At 64.7% G+C, this 16968-nt stretch carries 18 protein-coding genes; 10 read left to right on the top strand and 8 right to left on the bottom strand.

All coding sequences use genetic code 11. The annotated features are described in order from the left end of the window. Window positions 1–15: 15 nt before the first annotated feature. Window positions 16–864, top strand: coding sequence for a hypothetical protein (locus AC4ELS_RS13295; protein WP_498885930.1), 849 nt, complete (start codon window positions 16–18; stop codon window positions 862–864). 30 nt (window positions 865–894) lie between these two features. On the opposite strand, the gene AC4ELS_RS13290 is transcribed toward AC4ELS_RS13295, so the two are convergent. Together AC4ELS_RS13290 and AC4ELS_RS13285 are read right to left on the bottom strand one after the other, a co-directional pair. Next, window positions 895–2052, bottom strand: coding sequence for a neutral zinc metallopeptidase (locus AC4ELS_RS13290; protein WP_499047687.1), 1158 nt, complete (start codon window positions 2050–2052; stop codon window positions 895–897). Between the two features lie 60 nt (window positions 2053–2112). Next, entirely contained in the window at window positions 2113–4149 is a 2037-nt protein-coding gene (locus AC4ELS_RS13285; protein WP_448443835.1) for a prolyl oligopeptidase family serine peptidase, read from the bottom strand. A gap of 26 nt (window positions 4150–4175) precedes the next feature. Here AC4ELS_RS13285 and AC4ELS_RS13280 point away from each other — a divergent pair, with 26 nt between their 5' ends. Next, a complete protein-coding gene (locus tag AC4ELS_RS13280; RefSeq protein ID WP_448443833.1) occupies window positions 4176–4703 on the top strand; it encodes a DUF779 domain-containing protein in 528 nt (175 codons plus the stop codon). Here the strand turns inward: AC4ELS_RS13280 and AC4ELS_RS13275 are convergent. Then, on the bottom strand, window positions 4687–5550 hold the full coding sequence (locus AC4ELS_RS13275; RefSeq protein WP_448444189.1) for a cyclopropane mycolic acid synthase family methyltransferase: 864 nt from the start codon (window positions 5548–5550) through the stop codon (window positions 4687–4689). The two genes, AC4ELS_RS13280 and AC4ELS_RS13275, sit on opposite strands and share 17 nt — an antisense overlap. 164 nt (window positions 5551–5714) lie before the next feature. On the opposite strand from AC4ELS_RS13275, the gene AC4ELS_RS13270 reads away from it, so the two are divergent. From AC4ELS_RS13270 to AC4ELS_RS13255, 4 genes are read left to right on the top strand one after another with little or no spacing between them, the layout of a single operon-like run. Beyond that, window positions 5715–5993, top strand: coding sequence for a putative holin (locus AC4ELS_RS13270; RefSeq protein WP_064882212.1), 279 nt, complete (start codon window positions 5715–5717; stop codon window positions 5991–5993). Continuing rightward, on the top strand, window positions 5986–6480 hold the full coding sequence (locus AC4ELS_RS13265; protein WP_064882214.1) for a hypothetical protein: 495 nt from the start codon (window positions 5986–5988) through the stop codon (window positions 6478–6480). The genes AC4ELS_RS13270 and AC4ELS_RS13265 overlap by 8 nt, the downstream gene beginning before the upstream one ends. Window positions 6481–6510: 30 nt before the next feature. After that, window positions 6511–7905, top strand: coding sequence for a dihydrolipoyl dehydrogenase (gene lpdA / locus AC4ELS_RS13260; RefSeq protein ID WP_064882216.1), 1395 nt, complete (start codon window positions 6511–6513; stop codon window positions 7903–7905). Then, window positions 7902–8171, top strand: a complete 270-nt coding sequence (locus tag AC4ELS_RS13255; RefSeq protein WP_448443830.1) for a hypothetical protein — start codon at window positions 7902–7904, stop codon at window positions 8169–8171. The genes lpdA and AC4ELS_RS13255 overlap by 4 nt, the downstream gene beginning before the upstream one ends. An 88-nt stretch (window positions 8172–8259) precedes the next feature. Here the strand turns inward: AC4ELS_RS13255 and AC4ELS_RS13250 are convergent, their stop codons facing one another. From AC4ELS_RS13250 to ramB, 3 genes are read right to left on the bottom strand one after another with little or no spacing between them, the layout of a single operon-like run. Continuing rightward, a complete protein-coding gene (locus AC4ELS_RS13250; RefSeq protein ID WP_064882221.1) occupies window positions 8260–8811 on the bottom strand; it encodes a carboxymuconolactone decarboxylase family protein in 552 nt (183 codons plus the stop codon). Between the two features lie 29 nt (window positions 8812–8840). Then, a complete protein-coding gene (locus tag AC4ELS_RS13245; RefSeq protein ID WP_448443828.1) occupies window positions 8841–9461 on the bottom strand; it encodes a hypothetical protein in 621 nt (206 codons plus the stop codon). Between the two features lie 46 nt (window positions 9462–9507). Continuing rightward, window positions 9508–10923, bottom strand: a complete 1416-nt coding sequence (gene ramB, locus AC4ELS_RS13240) for an acetate metabolism transcriptional regulator RamB (protein ID WP_448443826.1) — start codon at window positions 10921–10923, stop codon at window positions 9508–9510. Between the two features lie 131 nt (window positions 10924–11054). On the opposite strand from ramB, the gene AC4ELS_RS13235 reads away from it, so the two are divergent. From AC4ELS_RS13235 to AC4ELS_RS13220, 4 genes are all read left to right on the top strand, one after another. After that, a complete protein-coding gene (locus AC4ELS_RS13235) occupies window positions 11055–11876 on the top strand; it encodes an acyl-ACP thioesterase domain-containing protein (RefSeq protein WP_448444187.1) in 822 nt (273 codons plus the stop codon). A gap of 254 nt (window positions 11877–12130) precedes the next feature. Beyond that, entirely contained in the window at window positions 12131–13417 is a 1287-nt protein-coding gene (aceA, locus tag AC4ELS_RS13230; RefSeq protein WP_055110490.1) for an isocitrate lyase, read from the top strand. Window positions 13418–13646: 229 nt separating this feature from the next. Continuing rightward, entirely contained in the window at window positions 13647–14507 is an 861-nt protein-coding gene (locus AC4ELS_RS13225) for a 3-hydroxybutyryl-CoA dehydrogenase (RefSeq protein WP_082963269.1), read from the top strand. 150 nt (window positions 14508–14657) lie between these two features. Beyond that, window positions 14658–15533: a cyclopropane mycolic acid synthase family methyltransferase gene (locus tag AC4ELS_RS13220; protein WP_055110489.1), complete on the top strand. Its 876-nt coding sequence runs from the start codon at window positions 14658–14660 to the stop codon at window positions 15531–15533. Between the two features lie 86 nt (window positions 15534–15619). Here the strand turns inward: AC4ELS_RS13220 and AC4ELS_RS13215 are convergent, their stop codons facing one another. Both AC4ELS_RS13215 and AC4ELS_RS13210 read right to left on the bottom strand, forming a co-directional pair. Then, window positions 15620–15976: a hypothetical protein gene (locus tag AC4ELS_RS13215; RefSeq protein ID WP_499047684.1), complete on the bottom strand. Its 357-nt coding sequence runs from the start codon at window positions 15974–15976 to the stop codon at window positions 15620–15622. 123 nt (window positions 15977–16099) lie between these two features. Continuing rightward, window positions 16100–16966 (bottom strand): polyphosphate kinase 2 family protein, encoded by an 867-nt coding sequence (locus AC4ELS_RS13210; RefSeq protein ID WP_498885917.1) that lies wholly within the window; start codon window positions 16964–16966, stop codon window positions 16100–16102. Window positions 16967–16968: the final 2 nt, after the last annotated feature.

Genomic DNA, 16968 nt, shown 5'->3' with positions numbered 1-16968 from the left:
AGCTAGGAGGACGGCGTGCGCTTCGTCATGACGCTGTTCCTGTGGGTGTTGACGACGATCCTGCTGGCCGCGGCGCTACCGTCGGCGTGGGTGCAGAAAAACGTCATCGACGAGCAGGGCTACTCGTCCTTCGCCGCAGGCGCCGCTGCCGACCCGCAGTTGCAGCAGGCCGTCGCCGGGGAACTCACCACCCAGGTGCAATCCCTGGCCTCGCAGAACGGTGCCGATGTCGACTCGCGCCGGATCCGCGCCGTGGCAGGTGCCTACACCGCCGGGCCGGACTTCCCTGGACAGTTCGCCCTCGCCAACCAGCTTGCGCACACCTGGATGTTCACCGACCGGCTGTCGCGGGACGAGAACGGTAGTTGGGTGATCGATGTGGCCCCGATGCTCAGGGACACCTCGTTCCGTGAAACCTTGTCCAACTTCGGTGTCGAAGTGCCGCAAACACTTACGGTCCCAATCGCCTCATCGGCACCGGATAATCTGCGGCCGGGGATCCTGCGACCGCTGGCCGTGTGGGCCCCGTGGGTCAGCGTCGGCGTGACAGTGCTGGCCGGCGTCTTCGCCCTGCTGACTCTCGCCGCCGCACGCGCCCGCGGCAAAACCCTTGCTGCACTGGGCATCTCCTCCTTGTTGGTGGGCGCCGCCGGTTGGGCCGGATTGGAGGCGGGCCGACGTTACCTCAACGAGGCCCTCAACCACACCAGCGGCGACATCCGACAGATCGCCGATGCCATGGTCGGGCATGCCATCGACAGCCTGCACCAATGGCTCAACCTCGCCCTGGCGGCCGGCGGTGCGCTCGTGGTGTTCGGGATCATTGTGGCGCTGCTCGGTGGGTTGCGGCGTCGACCAGCTTGAGTTCGAATTGCGCCCACTAGCTTTCGCCGGCTACGACACGTCGCTGGCAGGGGATAGCCACGTATTGCATTCGCCGATCTTGTTCAGGCGGTAGCCCTGATCCCACCAGGATCCATAGTGCTCAGGCGATCCGTGGTCGCGTGGCGAAACGGCATCCCAATTGCCGTTTGCAATCACCTGGTAATCGGCCACGGTGAACCGGCCTCCGGTGTCGACGATGGAACCGACGAACATGCCGGAGAAGCACTGCGCCTGCAGCTCCATGCGGCGCGACAGTTCCAGTCCTGGTTCGGACTGCTCGCCAACGGCTCTGGCCTGTTTGTACATCTCATCGGAGGTCCCGATGAGGTTCTGGACGTGGTGGCCGTATTCATGGGCGAGCACTGCCAGGTTGAAGATCACCTCGGCGGTGTCTTTTTTCGGGGACAAGCTGGACAGCGGCACGTACAGAGTTTCCGTCTTGCTGCAGTACAGGCCTGCGAAGCCGCGCATCCCGTCGCTATCGCATCCTTCGGCCAGGGACACCTTGGGACTACGGAATTCCATTCCCGCCGCAGTGATCAGGGGCTTCCACGCCGTATCCATGCACGACACGGCTGTCTCGTAGAAAATCCGGGCCGCCGCTGCGTCGCTCGGCCAACCGACGGGATTGCATGGTTGTTTTGCCAGGCCGGCGTCGAAGTTGGCAGCGATCCGGTTTTGTCCCAGCGCCGCGTCACCTGTGGGCAGGGCCTGCGCCGTGGTGGAGGTCGGGTGCGGCGTCGTGGTGGCGGTGTATGACGGCGCGGACGTGAGCTCGCTGGTGGGCACGGCGACTGCGGGGCTGACCGGCTCGCTGGCGCTGGCGGTGCCCTGCTTGTCGAGCACGAAGACCCCGGCGGTGACCAGTGCGATCACCACCACGACGGCGACGGCCGAGCCGATCAGGATGGCGGCGCGCCGAGAGCTTTTCGGCAACGGCGCAGGCGCCGGATAGGCGGCGGACGGAGCGCCCCACGGATCGGCAAAGTGCTGCTGGGGAGGCGGGCCGGACGGAGCGGTTGCCCAGGGATCGACAGCTGAAGTCCACGGGTCCGCCGGCTTGGCGGTGCTCTTTTCGGCCGGCGTGAACGGATCGGCGCCCGCGGCGAAGGGATTGTTGTTATCCCAGGACTTGGGCGGCGGACCGAACGGACCCCACGACTGCATTTCGAGAACGATACTGGCCTGACCAGGCGCGGCTGCGCACGAATTCCCGGCAGGGCCCCGCTAGCCGCTCAGCGTTTGCCAGAGGAACTCGTACGTCAGCGCGGACCTGAACGCCGCCTGCTTGTTGTCGGCCGCGCCGCCGTGGCCACCCTCGATGTTCTCGAAGTACAGCACCCGGTGCCCGGCGGCCTCCAGTGCCGCCGCCATCTTCCTGGCATGGCCGGGATGCACCCGGTCATCGCGGGTCGAGGTGGTGATCAGGATAGGCGGGTACTTCGCGCCCTTTGAAATATTGTGGTACGGAGAATATTTCGACATGAACTCCCAGTCCGCCGGATCGTCGGGATTGCCGTACTCGGCCACCCACGACGCACCCGCCAGCAGCAGGTGGAAGCGCTTCATGTCCAGCAGCGGCACGCTGCACACCAGCGCTCCGAACAGCTCGGGGTAGTGGGTCAGCATGACGCCCATCAGCAGCCCACCGTTGCTGCCGCCGGAGGCGCCCAGCTGCTCGACCGTGGTGATACCGCGGTTCACCAGATCAGCTGCCACCGCGGCGAAATCCTCGTACACCAGGTGGCGGTTCTCCCGCATCGCCTGCTTGTGCCAGTCCGGACCGTACTCGCCGCCGCCACGAATGTTGGCCTGTACGAAGGTGCCGCCGCGGGCCAGCCAGGCTCGGCCCGCGCCGCCGAGGTAGCTCGGGGTCAACGAATTCTGGAACCCGCCGTAGCCGTAGAGGTGGGTGAGGCTCGGTTCGTGGCGGCGCCCGACCACGAAGTACGGCACCTGCGTGCCGTCCTTGGACGTCGCGAAGAACTGCTCGACGTCGATGCCCGTGGCGTCGTAGAACGCCGGTGCCGACTTGACCTCGACCAGCGGGCCTCCGGCGGTGCCGTACAGCAGCTTTGACGGGGTGGTGAATCCGCTTGAGTTGTAGAAGACTTCGTCTCCGAGGTGATCGCTGTCGACGACGATGGTGTCGGTCGCGGGTGGAATGTCCGGTGCGTCCCTGTGCTCCCAGGTGCCGGGAGTGACGATCTCGACATGGCTGGCGACATCACGCAGCGTGACGAGGATCAGCTTCTCTTTGGTCCACTGCACACCGGCCAGGCTGCTGTGCTCATCCGGCTCGTAAATCATCGCAAGATCGGCTGTGCCGGAGAGAAAGTCGTCGAACTTGGTGCCCAGTAGCGCCCCGGCCGGGTAGGTGACGTCACCCACCTGCCAGTCGCTCCGCAGGGAGATCAGCAGCCACTCGCGGTGCAGCGACAGCGACGAGTCGGTCGGGATCTTGATCTCGATCAGCTCACCGTCGCGCAGCTCGTAGCGGATGCGGTGGTAGAAGTCGGTGTAGCGGCCCAGGCGGGTGTGCTCGAAGCCCGGGCTCCGGTCGACCGAGGCGATCACCCGGACATCGGTTGGCTCCGCCTCATACACCGTCTCGGCCTCGGCCAACGGCCGCCCACGCCGCCACCGCTTGGCGATCCGTGGATACCCGGACTCGGTCATCGAGCCTTCGCCGAAGTCTGTGCACACCAACAGGGTGTCCTCGTCCTCCCAGGACACCGACGACTTGGCTTCGGGCAGCTCGAACCCGCCCGGCACGAATTCTCTTGTCCGCATGTCGAACTCGCGCACCACGGCGGCGTCGGCGCCGCCGCGGGACAGGCTGATCATGGCGAGTGTGTGATCCGGCTCGATCACCTCGGGCCCGGACCACACCCAGTTCTCGTCCTCGGCGCGGGCCAGCTCGTCCAGGTCCAGGATCACGTCCCAGTCCGGATCGTCGGTGCGGTAGCTCTCCAGCGTGGTGCGCCGCCACAGGCCGCGCGGATTCGTCTCGTCGCGCCAGAAGTTGTACAGGAACTCACCACGCCGGCCCGGGTAGGGGATCCGCGCATCGGTGTCCAGGATCTCCAATATCTCGGAGCGCATCGTCTCGAAACGTTCACCGCTCAACTGGGCGAGCGTCGGCTCGTTGTGGGCACGCACCCACGCCAAGGCGTCGTCGCCGGTGATGTCCTCAAGCCACAGATAGGGGTCCTCAGCCACCTGCCCATTGTGACTGCGCGAGTACTGTGAGCTGAACAACACCACTGGCCCGTGGAAGTGAGGACGTGATGAGTCGAGCACCGGCGCGGGCCCTGATCACTGTGGCCGCCGCCGATCTGCTGGCGCGGTTGCAGCAGCGTCACGGGGCGTTGATGTTCCATCAGTCCGGCGGGTGCTGCGACGGATCGTCGCCGATGTGTTACCCCGACGGCGAGTTCATCGTCGGGGACCGCGACATCGTGCTGGCGGTGCTCGACGTGGGCGGTGCGGACGCGAGGAGCAAAGGCATCTTCGGTGTGCCCGTGTGGATCTCCGGCCCCCAGTTCGAGGCGTGGAAGCACACCCAGTTGGTGATCGACGTCGTACCCGGTCGGGGTGGTGGGTTCAGTTTGGAAGCGCCCGAAGGCATGCGCTTCCTGTCGCGTGGCCGGGCGTTCACCGACGAGGAGAATGCCCTGCTGGCCGAGCAACCCCCGGTGACGGGCGCGCAGTACAGCGCCGGCGCCCGCCCGCCCGATACCGGCAGCCACCTGGTCGACGAAGCCGCCGACGCCTGCCCGGTACCGGCGCGAACGGTGCCTACTTCGCCAAGGTGAACTGGACCACGTCGGTCTGGCGACGGCGGAACAGCTTGGCGCAGCCCGTCAGATACTTCACGTAACGCTCGTAGACCTCCTCGGACTGGGTCGCGACGGCCTGCTGCCGGTTGGCCTGCAGATTGTCAGCCCAAACGTCGAGGGTTCGGGCGTAGTGCGGCTGCAACGACTGCTCCCGAGCGACCGTGAATTCGGCCGCGGTCGCGTGCTCATGGACCATCGGAATCGACGGCAACTGCCCACCGGGGAAGATCTCGGTCAGGATGAACTTGATGAACCTGGCCAGCTCGAAGGTGACAGGTACTCCCATCTCATGGGCCGTGCGGGGGTCGATCCCGCAGATGGTGTGCAGCAACATCACCCCATCGGACGGCAGGGCCTGATACGCCTTGTCGAAGAAGGCGGGGTAGCGGTCACGACCGAAATGCTCGAACGCGCCGATCGAGACGATCCGGTCGACCGGCTCGTCGAACTGCTCCCAGCCCTGCAAGAGCACTCGCCTGCCGCGGTCGGTGTCCATACCGTCGAACATCCTGCTGACGTGCGCAGCCTGGTTCTTCGACAGCGTCAGTCCCACCACGTCGACGTCGTAGCGTTCGATGGCGCGTCGCATCGTGGCACCCCAACCGCACCCGACGTCGAGCAACGTCATCCCCGGTTCCAACCCCAACTTGCCCAGCGCGAGGTCGATCTTGGCGATCTGCGCTTCCTCCAAGCTCATGTCGTCGCGCTCGAAATACGCGCAGCTGTAGGTCTGCGTCGGATCGAGGAACAGGCGGAAGAAGTCGTCGGAAAGGTCGTAGTGAGCTTGGACGTCGGCGAAATGCGGAGTCAGGGATTTCGGCACAGGGGCGCCTTTCTGCTGCTCGTCGGTCGAGAGACAGATCGCGGCCGCGATCCTCATAGACCATTCGGAGCCGATCGGGCCACGGATGGCTACGAATCGATATCGGCCGGGGCGCGCCGCACGCGTGCCGCTGTCGTACGGGATCGCGGCGTTATCGTCGAAGGGTGATTCCGCTGCCACGGGCGTGGCTGCTGACCGGCGCAATGTCGGTCGGCGTAGCGGTCGGCCTACTGGCCGGGATTGCCACGACACTGCTGGTGACGGTCTCCGTCCGGCCCGATGTGGTGATCGCCCTCGTCCTCGGAGTTCCCGGCGTCCTCGGGACGCTCCTCGTCCTGGTCGCGGGGCGGCGCTGGGTCACCACGCTCGGAGCCTTCGCGCTGGCCATCGCGCCCGGCTGGTTCGGCGCACTGGCGATCATCCAGGTGGCATCCCATGGCTGAGGACGTCGACACCTCCACCGCGGACTTCGCCCCGCTGTTCGACACCGGGGAAAACGAGATTGTCGCCGACGAATCGTCGGCCGCCACCACGCCTGCGGAAGACATGACGCCGGACCAGACGGAAACCGACGACGCACCCTCGGCGCCGTTGCCCGCCCCGGCCCCGTCCGTCGTGGTCGAGGGGTCCTATCTGTCGGTGAAGTGGTGGACGTTCGTGGGCGTGCTGGCCGGGGTCTGGTTCGTCTCGGCCGCCGCCGGCGCGGGCCTGTACTACTACTGGTATCAGTCGGCCGACAAGACCTGGCCGGTGTTCGCGGCGCTGGCCTACGTCGTCACCACCACGGTCGGCGCGCTGCTGGCATCGACGGCCCAACGCAAACCGGTGGTATCGGCCCTGGCCATCGCGCTGATGTCGGCGCCGGTGGCGGCAATGGCCGCAGCAGCGGTTTTCTACGGCGCCTACGTGTTCGGCTGGATCGCCCGGTAGCACCATTGCGCCGCCCATTAGGGTGGGGTCGTGACCCACTTTGACGTTGTCGTTCTCGGAGCTGGTCCCGGTGGATACGTCGCGGCCATTCGTGCCGCCCAACTGGGGCTGAACACCGCAATTGTCGAGCCCAAGTACTGGGGCGGTGTGTGCCTCAATGTCGGCTGTATCCCGTCCAAAGCGTTGCTGCGCAACGCGGAACTCGCACACATCTTCAACAAGGAAGCCAAGACCTTCGGGATCAGCGGTGAGGCCACATTCGACTACGGCGCCGCCTTCGACCGCAGTCGCAAGGTCGCCGACGGCCGTGTGGCCGGCGTGCACTTCCTGATGAAGAAGAACAAGATCACCGAGGTCCACGGTTACGGCACCTTCACCGGCCCCAAGTCGATGTCGGTGAAGCTCAACGAGGGTGGGACCGAGGAGCTCACGTTCGACAACGCGATCATCGCGACCGGGTCGTCGACCCGCCTGGTGCCGGGCACCTCGCTGTCCGAGAACGTGGTCACCTACGAAACCCAGATCCTCTCGCGCGACCTGCCGGGCTCGATCATCATCGCCGGCGCCGGTGCGATCGGCATGGAATTCGCCTACGTGCTGAAGAACTACGGCGTCGACGTCACCATCGTCGAATTCCTGCCGCGCGCCCTGCCCAACGAGGACGCCGAGGTCTCCAAGGAGATCGAGAAGCAGTACAAGAAGCTGGGCGTGAAGATCCTCACCGGCACCAAGGTCGAGGGCATTGCCGACGACGGTTCGACAGTCACGGTGACCGTCAGCAAGGACGGCAAGACCGAGGAGCTCAAGGCCGACAAGGTGCTGCAGGCCATCGGATTCGGGCCCAACGTCGAAGGCTTCGGCCTGGAGGCCGCGGGAGTCGCGCTGACCGACCGTGGCGCCATCGCGATCGACGATTACATGCGCACCAACGTGCCCGGCATCTACTCCATCGGCGATGTCACCGGCAAGCTCCAGCTGGCCCACGTGGCAGAGGCCCAGGGCGTCGTCGCCGCTGAAACCATCGCCGGCGCAGAGACTCTCGCGCTGGGCGACTACCGGATGATGCCGCGCGCTACGTTCTGCCAGCCGCAGGTCGCCAGCTTCGGGCTCACCGAAGAGCAGGCCAAGGCCGAAGGCTACGACGTCGTCGTCGCCAAGTTTCCGTTCACCGCCAACGGCAAGGCGCACGGCCTGGCGGACCCGACCGGTTTCGTGAAGCTGATCGCCGACAAGAAGCACCTCGAACTGATCGGCGGACACCTGATCGGGCCGGACGTCTCCGAACTGCTGCCGGAGCTGACCCTGGCGCAGAAGTGGGACCTGACCGCCAACGAGTTGGCCCGCAACGTGCACACCCACCCGACCCTGTCGGAGGCGCTGCAGGAGTGCTTCCACGGGCTGACCGGCCACATGATCAACTTTTGAGAAACGAAATCGTCGCCGGCATAGCCGGATTGGTGGTCGGCCACATAGTGTGGCTGGCCGCCATCACATTGGCGACCGAGGGCTCCCGCGTCAACATCTGGGTGCTGTTCGTCGCGGCCCTGTCCTTCATCGGCGGGGCGGCGGGGGTCTACTTCGGTCGACGTAAGTACCAGCAGAAATCCCACACCTGGGCGGCATTCCTGTGGACTCTGCCCGTGTCCCCGGTGTTGTTCTCACTGGTGCTGCTGGGCGTGACGTACCTGTAGTGCTGTAGTGCCGCGCCGTTTTCTACTACGGGGTTGTTGATCGGCGGCGCGTACAACCCGGATGTGGAAAACGGCGCAATCGGTAGGCCTAGTCGGGGAAGTCCAGCGGGACTCGCAGCGTCGTCATCGTGGCGGCCAAACCGTCGTATTGGGCTGCCAGCAAGCAGAATTCGATGAGCTGCTGCTTGGTCATCAGCTTCGACAGGGCGGCCCAGGTCTCGGAGGAGACCGACCGGGTGACGACGAACTCATCGGTCGCAGTGACCAACACCCGCTGTCGATCGGTCAAGCCTTCAGCGTCAGGCCCCTCGAAGATGCGGGCCTGAGTCTCGGCGTCGACACCGCGGCTGCGGGCCAGCCGGCGATGCTGCTGCAGCTCGTATTCGCAATCCCGCAGATGCCCGACCCGCAGGATGACCAGCTCGGCATCCTGACGTGACAACTTGCCCAGCGGGCCGAGTAGCAGGCCCGAATACGGCAGCCAGGCCAGGAACAGCAGCTTGTGCTGGCCAAGCACGTTCATCAGGGTGAACCTCGGTGCCCGGATAGCCCTGGCGCCCAGTTTGGCGATGGCCCAGTTGACCGGGCCCAGCTCGCGGAATCCGCCCGGCGCGATGCGGGCCGGCTCGAGTGCACTCACCCCGCCGAGTCTGGCACAGGTGGCGCGGCTCAGAAGGTCCAGGCGCCGGTGGGTTCGATGACGAACCCACGATTCGTATAGCCGTCGATGCAGGCGATGCGCTGTTTCGGTCCGACAGCGCAAATCTTGTCGCCGAGCCCCGGGTTGTTTCGGCTCCAGTCAAGGACGATCTTCTGCCCGACATCCAGAAGTGGATAGGCGCTGGGTTCGCAGCCGTCCTTGATTCGTTCGATTGTGAAACCCCGGTCGTAATTTACCGTTCCCACCCGCAGCTGTGAGACATCGGAGCAGGTGCGGTCATCGGGTCCGTAGAAGTCCGACGAGAACCTGCCCGAGCATCCGATATCGCCGAGAGAGATCTGGCAGCTCAATCCGGTCGGCGTGCTGAACCGGTAGACCGGGCCTCCGCGCAGCGGGATATAGAACCTCTCCGGATCGGCGGAAGAGAAATCCTGCAGGTTCGGGACAACGTGCGGTGGTGGCGCGGGACGCGCTGTACCGGAGACCGGTTGGGTGCAGGCCGTCAGGCCGGCCGCGGCAAATGCGACCAACCCAAGCGCAAGAGGCCATTTGCTCGCCGGTGCGATGAGTTTCAGGAATGTCCATCGCCGGTCGGCGACGGCGCTCAGCCGCCAGCGGGCCCCGGTCATTCCCAGATCTTATGGGCTGCTCGCGGGCCCCTGGAGCGCCAGTTCGCTACGGCTCACGCACCAGATACGGCGACACCGTCGAGCGGTGCTCGTTGAGGTCAAGGGCCTTGCCGAGCGCCGGGAACGCACGTTGCGGGCAGTTGTCACGTTCGCACACCCGGCAACCCGACCCGATGGGGGTCGCGACCTCGCCCGACAGATCCAGTCCTTCGGAGTACACCAGCCGATGGGCATGGCGCAGTTCGCATCCCAACCCGATCGCGAAGGTCTTGCCGGGCTGCCCGTAGCGCGAGGCGCGGCGCTCCACGGTGCGGGCCACCCACAAGTAGTTGCGGCCGTCGGGCATCTGCGCGATCTGCACCTGGATCTTGCCCGGGTTGGTGAAGGTCTCGTACACATTCCACAGCGGGCAGGTGCCGCCCGAGGAGGAGAAGTGAAAGCCGGTGGCGGACTGTCGTTTTGACATGTTCCCGGCGCGGTCTACCCGGACGAACGAGAACGGCACGCCGCGCATCGACGGACGCTGCAGCGTGGAGAGCCGGTGCGCGATGGTCTCGTAGCTCACCGAATAGAACGCCGACAGCCGCTCCACGTCGTACCGGAAATTCTCGGCCACATCGTGGAATTGGCGGTAGGGGAGAACGGTCGCCGCGGCGAAGTAGTTGGCCAGGCCGAGCCGGGCCAGGGTGCGGGATTCGTCGCTGGTGAACATGCCCTCGTCGACCATCTTGTCGATGAGTTGGCCGAACTCGAGGAAGGCCAGTTCGGCCGCCATCTTGAACACCTGCTGGCCGCGGGAGAGATGATTGCCCATCTCCAGCGTCTTGGTGGCCGGGTCATAACGGTGCAGCACGGTGTCGCCCAGATCGATGCGCCGCACGATCCGGACCCCGTGCTCGGTGGTCAGCCGGTTGGCCAGCTCGCCGGCCAGATCACCGCGGTGCATCCGGATCTTGGCGGTCAGATCCTCGGCGGCGGTATCGAGCTCGTGCAGATAGTTCTGCCGTTGGTAGAAGTAGTCGCGCACTTCTTCGTGTGGCATGGTGATCGACCCGCTGCCGCTGCCGTCCGAGTAGCGGTCTTCGGTGGCGGCGGCCAACTGGGTGGTGGTGAGCCGGTACCGACGGTGCAGGTTCACCATGGCGCGGGCGAAGTTCGGATGCGCCGCCACCATGTCGGCGACTTCGGCGACATCCATGCCGGCGCCGAGGTCGCGGTCCATCGCCACCTCGCGCATTTCCGCGACCAATCGGGTGTCGTCGTGGGAGGCGAAGAACGTCGCGTCCACCCCGAAAACCTCGGTGATGCGGAGCAGTACCGCCACGGTGAGCGGCCGGACGTCGTGCTCGATCTGGTTGAGGTAGCTGGGGGAGATCTCCAGCATCTGGGCCAGGGCCGCCTGGCTCAATCCACGCTCGCTCCGCAGTTGACGCACCCGCGACCCGACGAACGTTTTTGCCACGGTGAACTAGGCTACCGCCGGATTAACACAGTTGCGAAGACGTCATTGGCTCCCTTGGCAGTTCAGGCTCTACTGGCAGTATCGGGCTGCCTGGCATGATCGGCTCAGGCGACAGCAACTGGGAGATGACCATGACGGGAACCGCGCAAACTTCGACCACCGGGCTCAACAAGGTGATGATGCCGGTGCCTGATCCCCATCCCGACGTCTTCGACCGGGAATGGCCGCTGCGGGTCGGCGATATCGATCGGGCCGGACGTTTGCGGTTCGACGCCGCCGCCCGGCACATCCAGGACATCGGCTCCGACCATCTCCGCGAACTCGGCTTCGAGGAGACCCATCCGTTGTGGATCGTGCGGCGCACGATGATCGACCTGATCAAGCCGATCGAGTTCCAGGACATGCTGCGGATGCGGCGGTGGTGTTCCGGAACGTCGAACCGGTGGTGCGAGATGCGGGTGCGGATCGACGGCCGCAAGGGCGGCCTCATGGAATCCGAGGCGTTCTGGATCAACATCAACCGGGAGACGCAGGGGCCGGCCCGCATCTCCGACGACTTCCTGTCCGGCCTGCGCCGCACCACCGACGAGGCGCGGCTGCGTTGGAAGTCCTACCTGAAGGCCGGCAGTCGTGAGGATGCGGCCGAAATTCGCGAGTATCCGGTGCGGGTGTCCGACATCGACCTGTTCGATCACATGAACAACTCGGTCTACTGGACGGTGATCGAGGACTACCTGTACTCCCATCCCGAGCTGCTGGAGAAGCCGCTGCGGGTGACCATCGAGCACGACGCCGCAGTGGCGCTCGGCGAGAAACTCGAGATCCTGTCGCACGTTCACCCCGCCGGTTCGACCGACAAATTCGGCGAAGAGCTCTCCGACCGCACTGTTAGAACGCTCACATATGCCGTCGGCGACGAGACAAAAGCGATCGCTTCACTGTTCTCGCTCTGACCCCTCCCGGTTTAACAGTACGAGCGTACTGACCTGCGCCTTTGGGCTACCCGTCGGTAGCTTCTGAACCGGTACAGCCATCATATTTCTTCGCAATCTTCGCAAGTTAACTAAGCGCTTTGGCGAAAGTTGGCAACTGAAACGGGTGGACCTGCGGATATGGGTTATGACATCTTCGGATTAGCACACCAGTGAAGCTGCTGCGGCGTTAGCAAGAAACCGCGGTGGTCGAACCAAACCGAAGGAGCAGTCCTATGTCGACCGTGGGCACCCCCAAGTCACCGGAGCAGATCCAGCACGACTGGGATCACAACCCCCGCTGGAAGGGCATCACCCGTACCTACACCCCGGCCGACGTGGTTGCCCTGCAGGGAACCGTCGTCGAGGAGAACACCCTCGCCCGCCGCGGCGCCGAGGTGCTGTGGGAGCAGCTCCACGACATGGACTTCGTCAACGCGCTCGGCGCGCTGACCGGTAACCAGGCCGTGCAGCAGGTCCGCGCCGGCCTGAAGGCCATCTACCTGTCCGGGTGGCAGGTCGCCGGTGACGCCAACCTGTCCGGCCACACCTACCCCGACCAGAGCCTCTACCCGGCCAACTCGGTGCCGCAGGTCGTCCGCCGCATCAACAACGCTCTGATGCGTGCCGACCAGATCGCCAAGGTCGAGGGCGACACCTCGGTCGAGAACTGGCTCGCCCCGATCGTCGCCGACGGTGAGGCCGGCTTCGGTGGTGCGCTCAACGTCTACGAGCTCCAGAAGGCCATGATCGCCGCCGGTGTCGCCGGTTCGCACTGGGAAGACCAGCTGGCCTCGGAGAAGAAGTGCGGCCACCTCGGTGGCAAGGTGCTGATCCCCACCCAGCAGCACATCCGCACCCTGACCTCGGCCCGCCTCGCTGCCGACGTCGCCGACGTGCCCACCCTGGTCATCGCGCGCACCGACGCCGAGGCGGCCACCCTGATCACCTCCGATGTGGACGAGCGCGACCGCCCGTTCATCACCGGTGAGCGCACCAACGAGGGCTTCTACCGGGTGCAGAACGGCCTGGAGCCGTGCATCGCCCGCGCCAAGGCCTACGCGCCGTACGCGGACCTGATCTGGATGGAGACCGGCACCCCGGACCTGGAGCTGGCCAAGAAGTTCGCCGAGGGCGTCAAGAGCGAGTTCCCGGACCAGATGCTGTCCTACAACTGCTCGCCGTCCTTCAACTGGAAGCAGCACCTGGACGACGACACCATCGCCAAGTTCCAGCGCGAGCTGGGCGCGATGGGCTTCAAGTTCCAGTTCATCACGCTGGCCGGCTTCCACGCCCTCAACTACTCGATGTTCGATCTGGCCCACGGCTACGCCCGCGAGCAGATGAAGGCCTACGTCGAGCTGCAGGAGCGCGAGTTCGCCGCCGAGGAGCGCGGTTACACCGCCACCAAGCACCAGCGTGAGGTTGGCGCCGGCTACTTCGACCGCATCGCCACCACGGTTGACCCGAACAGCTCGACCACCGCGCTGGCCGGTTCCACCGAAGAGGGTCAGTTCCACTGAGCTTGCGAAGTGGAACCGAACAGCCGGAGCCACTGAGCTTGCGAAGTGGAACCGAACAGCCGGAGCCACTGAGCTTGCGAAAGTGGAACCGAACAACCGGAGCCACTGAGCTTGCGAAGTGGAACCGACGAGCCTGAGGCACTAAACCCAGTGGCTTGACAGCAGCAGGCCCCGCTCAGAATTCTTGGGCGGGGCCTGTCGCATGTCTGCGTATTGAGAAAGTGAAGTCGTGAGCAATCAAATTGAACGTGTAGGTGTGATCGGTGCCGGCCAGATGGGTGGCGGGATCGCCGAGGTGTCCGCGCGCGCGGGCGTGGACGTGCTGGTGTTCGACACCGCCGACGCCTTCGTGACCGCCGGACGCAACCGGATCACCAAGTCCCTCGAGCGCGGAGTCAGTGCGGGCAAGATCACCGAGGGGGAGAAGGACGCCGCGCTGGGCAAGCTGAAGTTCACCACCACGCTCGCCGATCTGGCCGATCGTCAGCTGGTCATCGAGGCCGTGATCGAGGACGAGGCCGTCAAGACCAAGATCTTCGCCGACCTGGATCGCATCGTCACCGACCCCGATGCAGTGCTGGCCTCGAACACCTCCAGCATCCCGATCATGAAACTCGCAGCAGCTACCCAGAATCCTGCCAGGGTTCTCGGCCTGCACTTCTTCAACCCGGTTCCGGTGTTGCCGCTGGTCGAATTGATCACCGCCCTGACAACCGACGAGGCCGCCGCCGCGCGCGTCGAAGACTTCGCCAGCACGGTTCTCGGAAAACAGGTTGTCCGTTGTTCGGACCGGTCCGGTTTCGTCGTCAACGCGTTGCTGGTGCCGTACCTCCTGGCGGCGGTCCGGATGGTCGAGGGTGGCTTTGCCACAATTGACGATGTCGACAAGGCAGTGGTGGCCGGGTTGTCCCACCCGATGGGGCCGCTGCGCCTGTCCGATCTGGTCGGATTGGACACCCTCAAGCTCATCGCCGACAAGATGTTTGACGAGTTCAAAGAGCCTTTGTACGCCGCGCCGCCGCTGCTGTTGCGCATGGTGGAGGCGGGACAGCTGGGCAAAAAATCGGGCCAGGGCTTCTACAAGTACTGAGAAAGACCGCGCTGGCACTATGGCCGAGGCTTAGCTAGTCTACCCATGGTAGGGCCTGCTGGCTCGCTCTATAGAGTCTGCATGTAAAACAGTGTCGGCCCCTAAACCATTGGTCGTCAGCAGCAGAAACGCAAAGAGGTAATTTTTCGCATGTCTAACGTCGAGTCCGATCTTGCTCCGTACTACGAGGAGTCGCAGTCGATCTACGACATCTCGAATGAGTTCTATGCTCTCTTCCTCGGGCCGACCATGGGCTACACCTGCGGTTACTACGAGCGCGAGGACATGAACCTCGAGGAATCGCAGAACGCCAAGTTCGATCTCGCGCTGGGCAAGCTCGACCTCAAGCCGGGTATGACCCTGCTGGACATCGGCTGCGGGTGGGGCGGTTGCCTTGAGCGGGCGCTGATCAACCACGACGTCAACGTCATCGGGATCACGCTGAGCAAGGAACAGTCGGACTACGCCCGCAAGCGGCTGGCCAAGATCGACACCAACCGCAACGTCGAGATCCGGTTGCAGGGCTGGGAAGAGTTCAACGAGCCCGTCGACCGCATCGTCTCGATCGGCGCGTTCGAGGCCTTCAAGCAGGAGCGTTACCCGATCTTCTTCGAGCGGGCCTACAGCATCCTGCCGGACAACGGCGGCCGCATGCTGCTGCACACGATCCTGGCGCACACCCAGCAGTTCTTCCGCGAGAACAACATCAAGCTGACGATCAGCGACCTGAAGTTCATGAAGTTCATCGGTGAGGAGATCTTCCCCGGTGGGCAGCTGCCTGCGGTCGAGGACATCGAGAAGCTCGCCGACGACTCGGGCTTCAAGCTGGAGCGCATCCACCTGCTGCGGCCGCACTACGCGCGCACGCTGGACATGTGGGCGGCCAACCTGGAGGCCAAGAAGGACGAGGCCATCGCCCTGCAGGGTCAGGAAGTGTACGACCGGTTCATGAAGTACCTGACCGGTTGCGCCGACTTCTTCCGTCGCGGCATCACCAACATCGGCCAGTTCACGCTGGTCAAGTAGTTCGCTTTTCTTCTCACGCCGAAACTACGGTTTCTGATGGATTTCGCTTGGAATCCGTCACAACCCGTAGTTTCGGCGTGAGTGCTTTAAGGCGTGGTGCACCAGAGCGACGATCGGGCTGCCGGCACCGCAGTTGACGGGCGCTGACCCGCCCGATCGTCCATCCGCGTGACGCCAGGAATTCCAGTCGGCCGATGTCGTAGTAGGTGAAGCTCGTCGGCGGCGATGACGCCGGTGTGGATCAGGATCCAGGGCGGCGAGGGCTGGCGGATGCGGGCCAGTTCGGCCGGCGCGTCGTCGGGGAGCCATTTGCTGCCCAGTACTGCCGCGGCGGAATACCCGGCAAGCGTGGCGTTGCGGCCCGACCACAGCCACGCGGTCATCGCACGGTCATGCGTGGTCAGCAGCAAACCTGTTGGCGCATAGACATTCTGGTGCAGCATCACATATTTGGACCGCAATGTCTGGCGGGTGGGGGACCCGCCGCCATCGCCTCGCTGCCTACGATGATCTGCCCCACGGATATTGGACGTGGGGTGCACATAGCCAGGCCAGGCGAAAGAAACTCAGGCCTCAGCCAACCGCTTCTTCTCAGTCTCGACGTCGAAGTCCGCAGGCGGCCACGACATGTTGAGGCCCTTGAGTGCCTCAATGAGCAGTTCGGTGATGGCCAGCCGGCTGTACCACTTCTTGTCGCACGGCACGATGTGCCAGGGCGCGTAATCGGTGGACGTCTTCTCCAGCATGGCCTGATAGGCCTCCTGATATTTGGGCCAGAGCAGCCGCTCGTCGATGTCGGCCGGGTTGTACTTCCAGTACTTGTCGGGCCGTTCGAGCCGCTCGGCCAGCCGCTCCTTCTGCTCGGCGAGTGAGACGAACATGGCCACCTTGACCAGGGTGGTGCCGGCATCGACCAATTCGCGTTCGAAGGCGTTGATCTCGTCGTAGCGGGTGCCCCAGACGTCCGGCGGCACCAGGTTGTGCACGCGGACGATCAGCACGTCCTCGTAGTGCGAGCGGTCGAACACCCCGATGTGCCCGGCAGGCGGGAGCGCGTTGCGGATCCGCCACAGGTAGTGGTGGGCACGCTCCTCCTCGGTGGGCTTACCAAAACTGGTATAGCGGATGCCCTGCGGATTTGCCGCTCCCACAACATGTTTGACGATCCCGCCCTTGCCTGCGGTGTCCATGCCCTGCAGGATCAGCAGCACCGAGCGGTTGTCGTCACCACTCTTGCTGCGGGCGTAGAGCATTTCTTGCAGCGAGGCGAAGCGCATGTTGCGTTCAGTCTGCAGGGTGGGCGCATCGCTCTTGTTCCCGCGGAATCCCGGCGTGCTGTTGGCGTCGATGCGGGCGACCTCGTCGCCGGGGCGGAAAGCCAGCTGGTCATGTGGTTCGTGGGTCCACAGGGCAGGCAGATCTCTGTCGCTCACCC

This window comes from Mycobacterium shunyiense (genome assembly GCF_058270035.1).
This window is presented reverse-complemented; position numbering and strand designations above follow the sequence as displayed.

Coding starts and splice junctions, on each gene's coding strand:
- aceA (WP_055110490.1), top strand. CDS start 12,131: ATGTCGACCGTGGGCACCCCCAAGTCACCGGAGCAGATCCAGCACGAC.
- AC4ELS_RS13220 (WP_055110489.1), top strand. CDS start 14,658: ATGTCTAACGTCGAGTCCGATCTTGCTCCGTACTACGAGGAGTCGCAG.
- AC4ELS_RS13235 (WP_448444187.1), top strand. CDS start 11,055: ATGACGGGAACCGCGCAAACTTCGACCACCGGGCTCAACAAGGTGATG.
- AC4ELS_RS13265 (WP_064882214.1), top strand. CDS start 5,986: ATGGCTGAGGACGTCGACACCTCCACCGCGGACTTCGCCCCGCTGTTC.
- AC4ELS_RS13215 (WP_499047684.1), bottom strand. CDS start 15,976: ATGCTGCACCAGAATGTCTATGCGCCAACAGGTTTGCTGCTGACCACG.
- AC4ELS_RS13245 (WP_448443828.1), bottom strand. CDS start 9,461: ATGACCGGGGCCCGCTGGCGGCTGAGCGCCGTCGCCGACCGGCGATGG.
- AC4ELS_RS13290 (WP_499047687.1), bottom strand. CDS start 2,052: ATGCAGTCGTGGGGTCCGTTCGGTCCGCCGCCCAAGTCCTGGGATAAC.
- AC4ELS_RS13280 (WP_448443833.1), top strand. CDS start 4,176: ATGAGTCGAGCACCGGCGCGGGCCCTGATCACTGTGGCCGCCGCCGAT.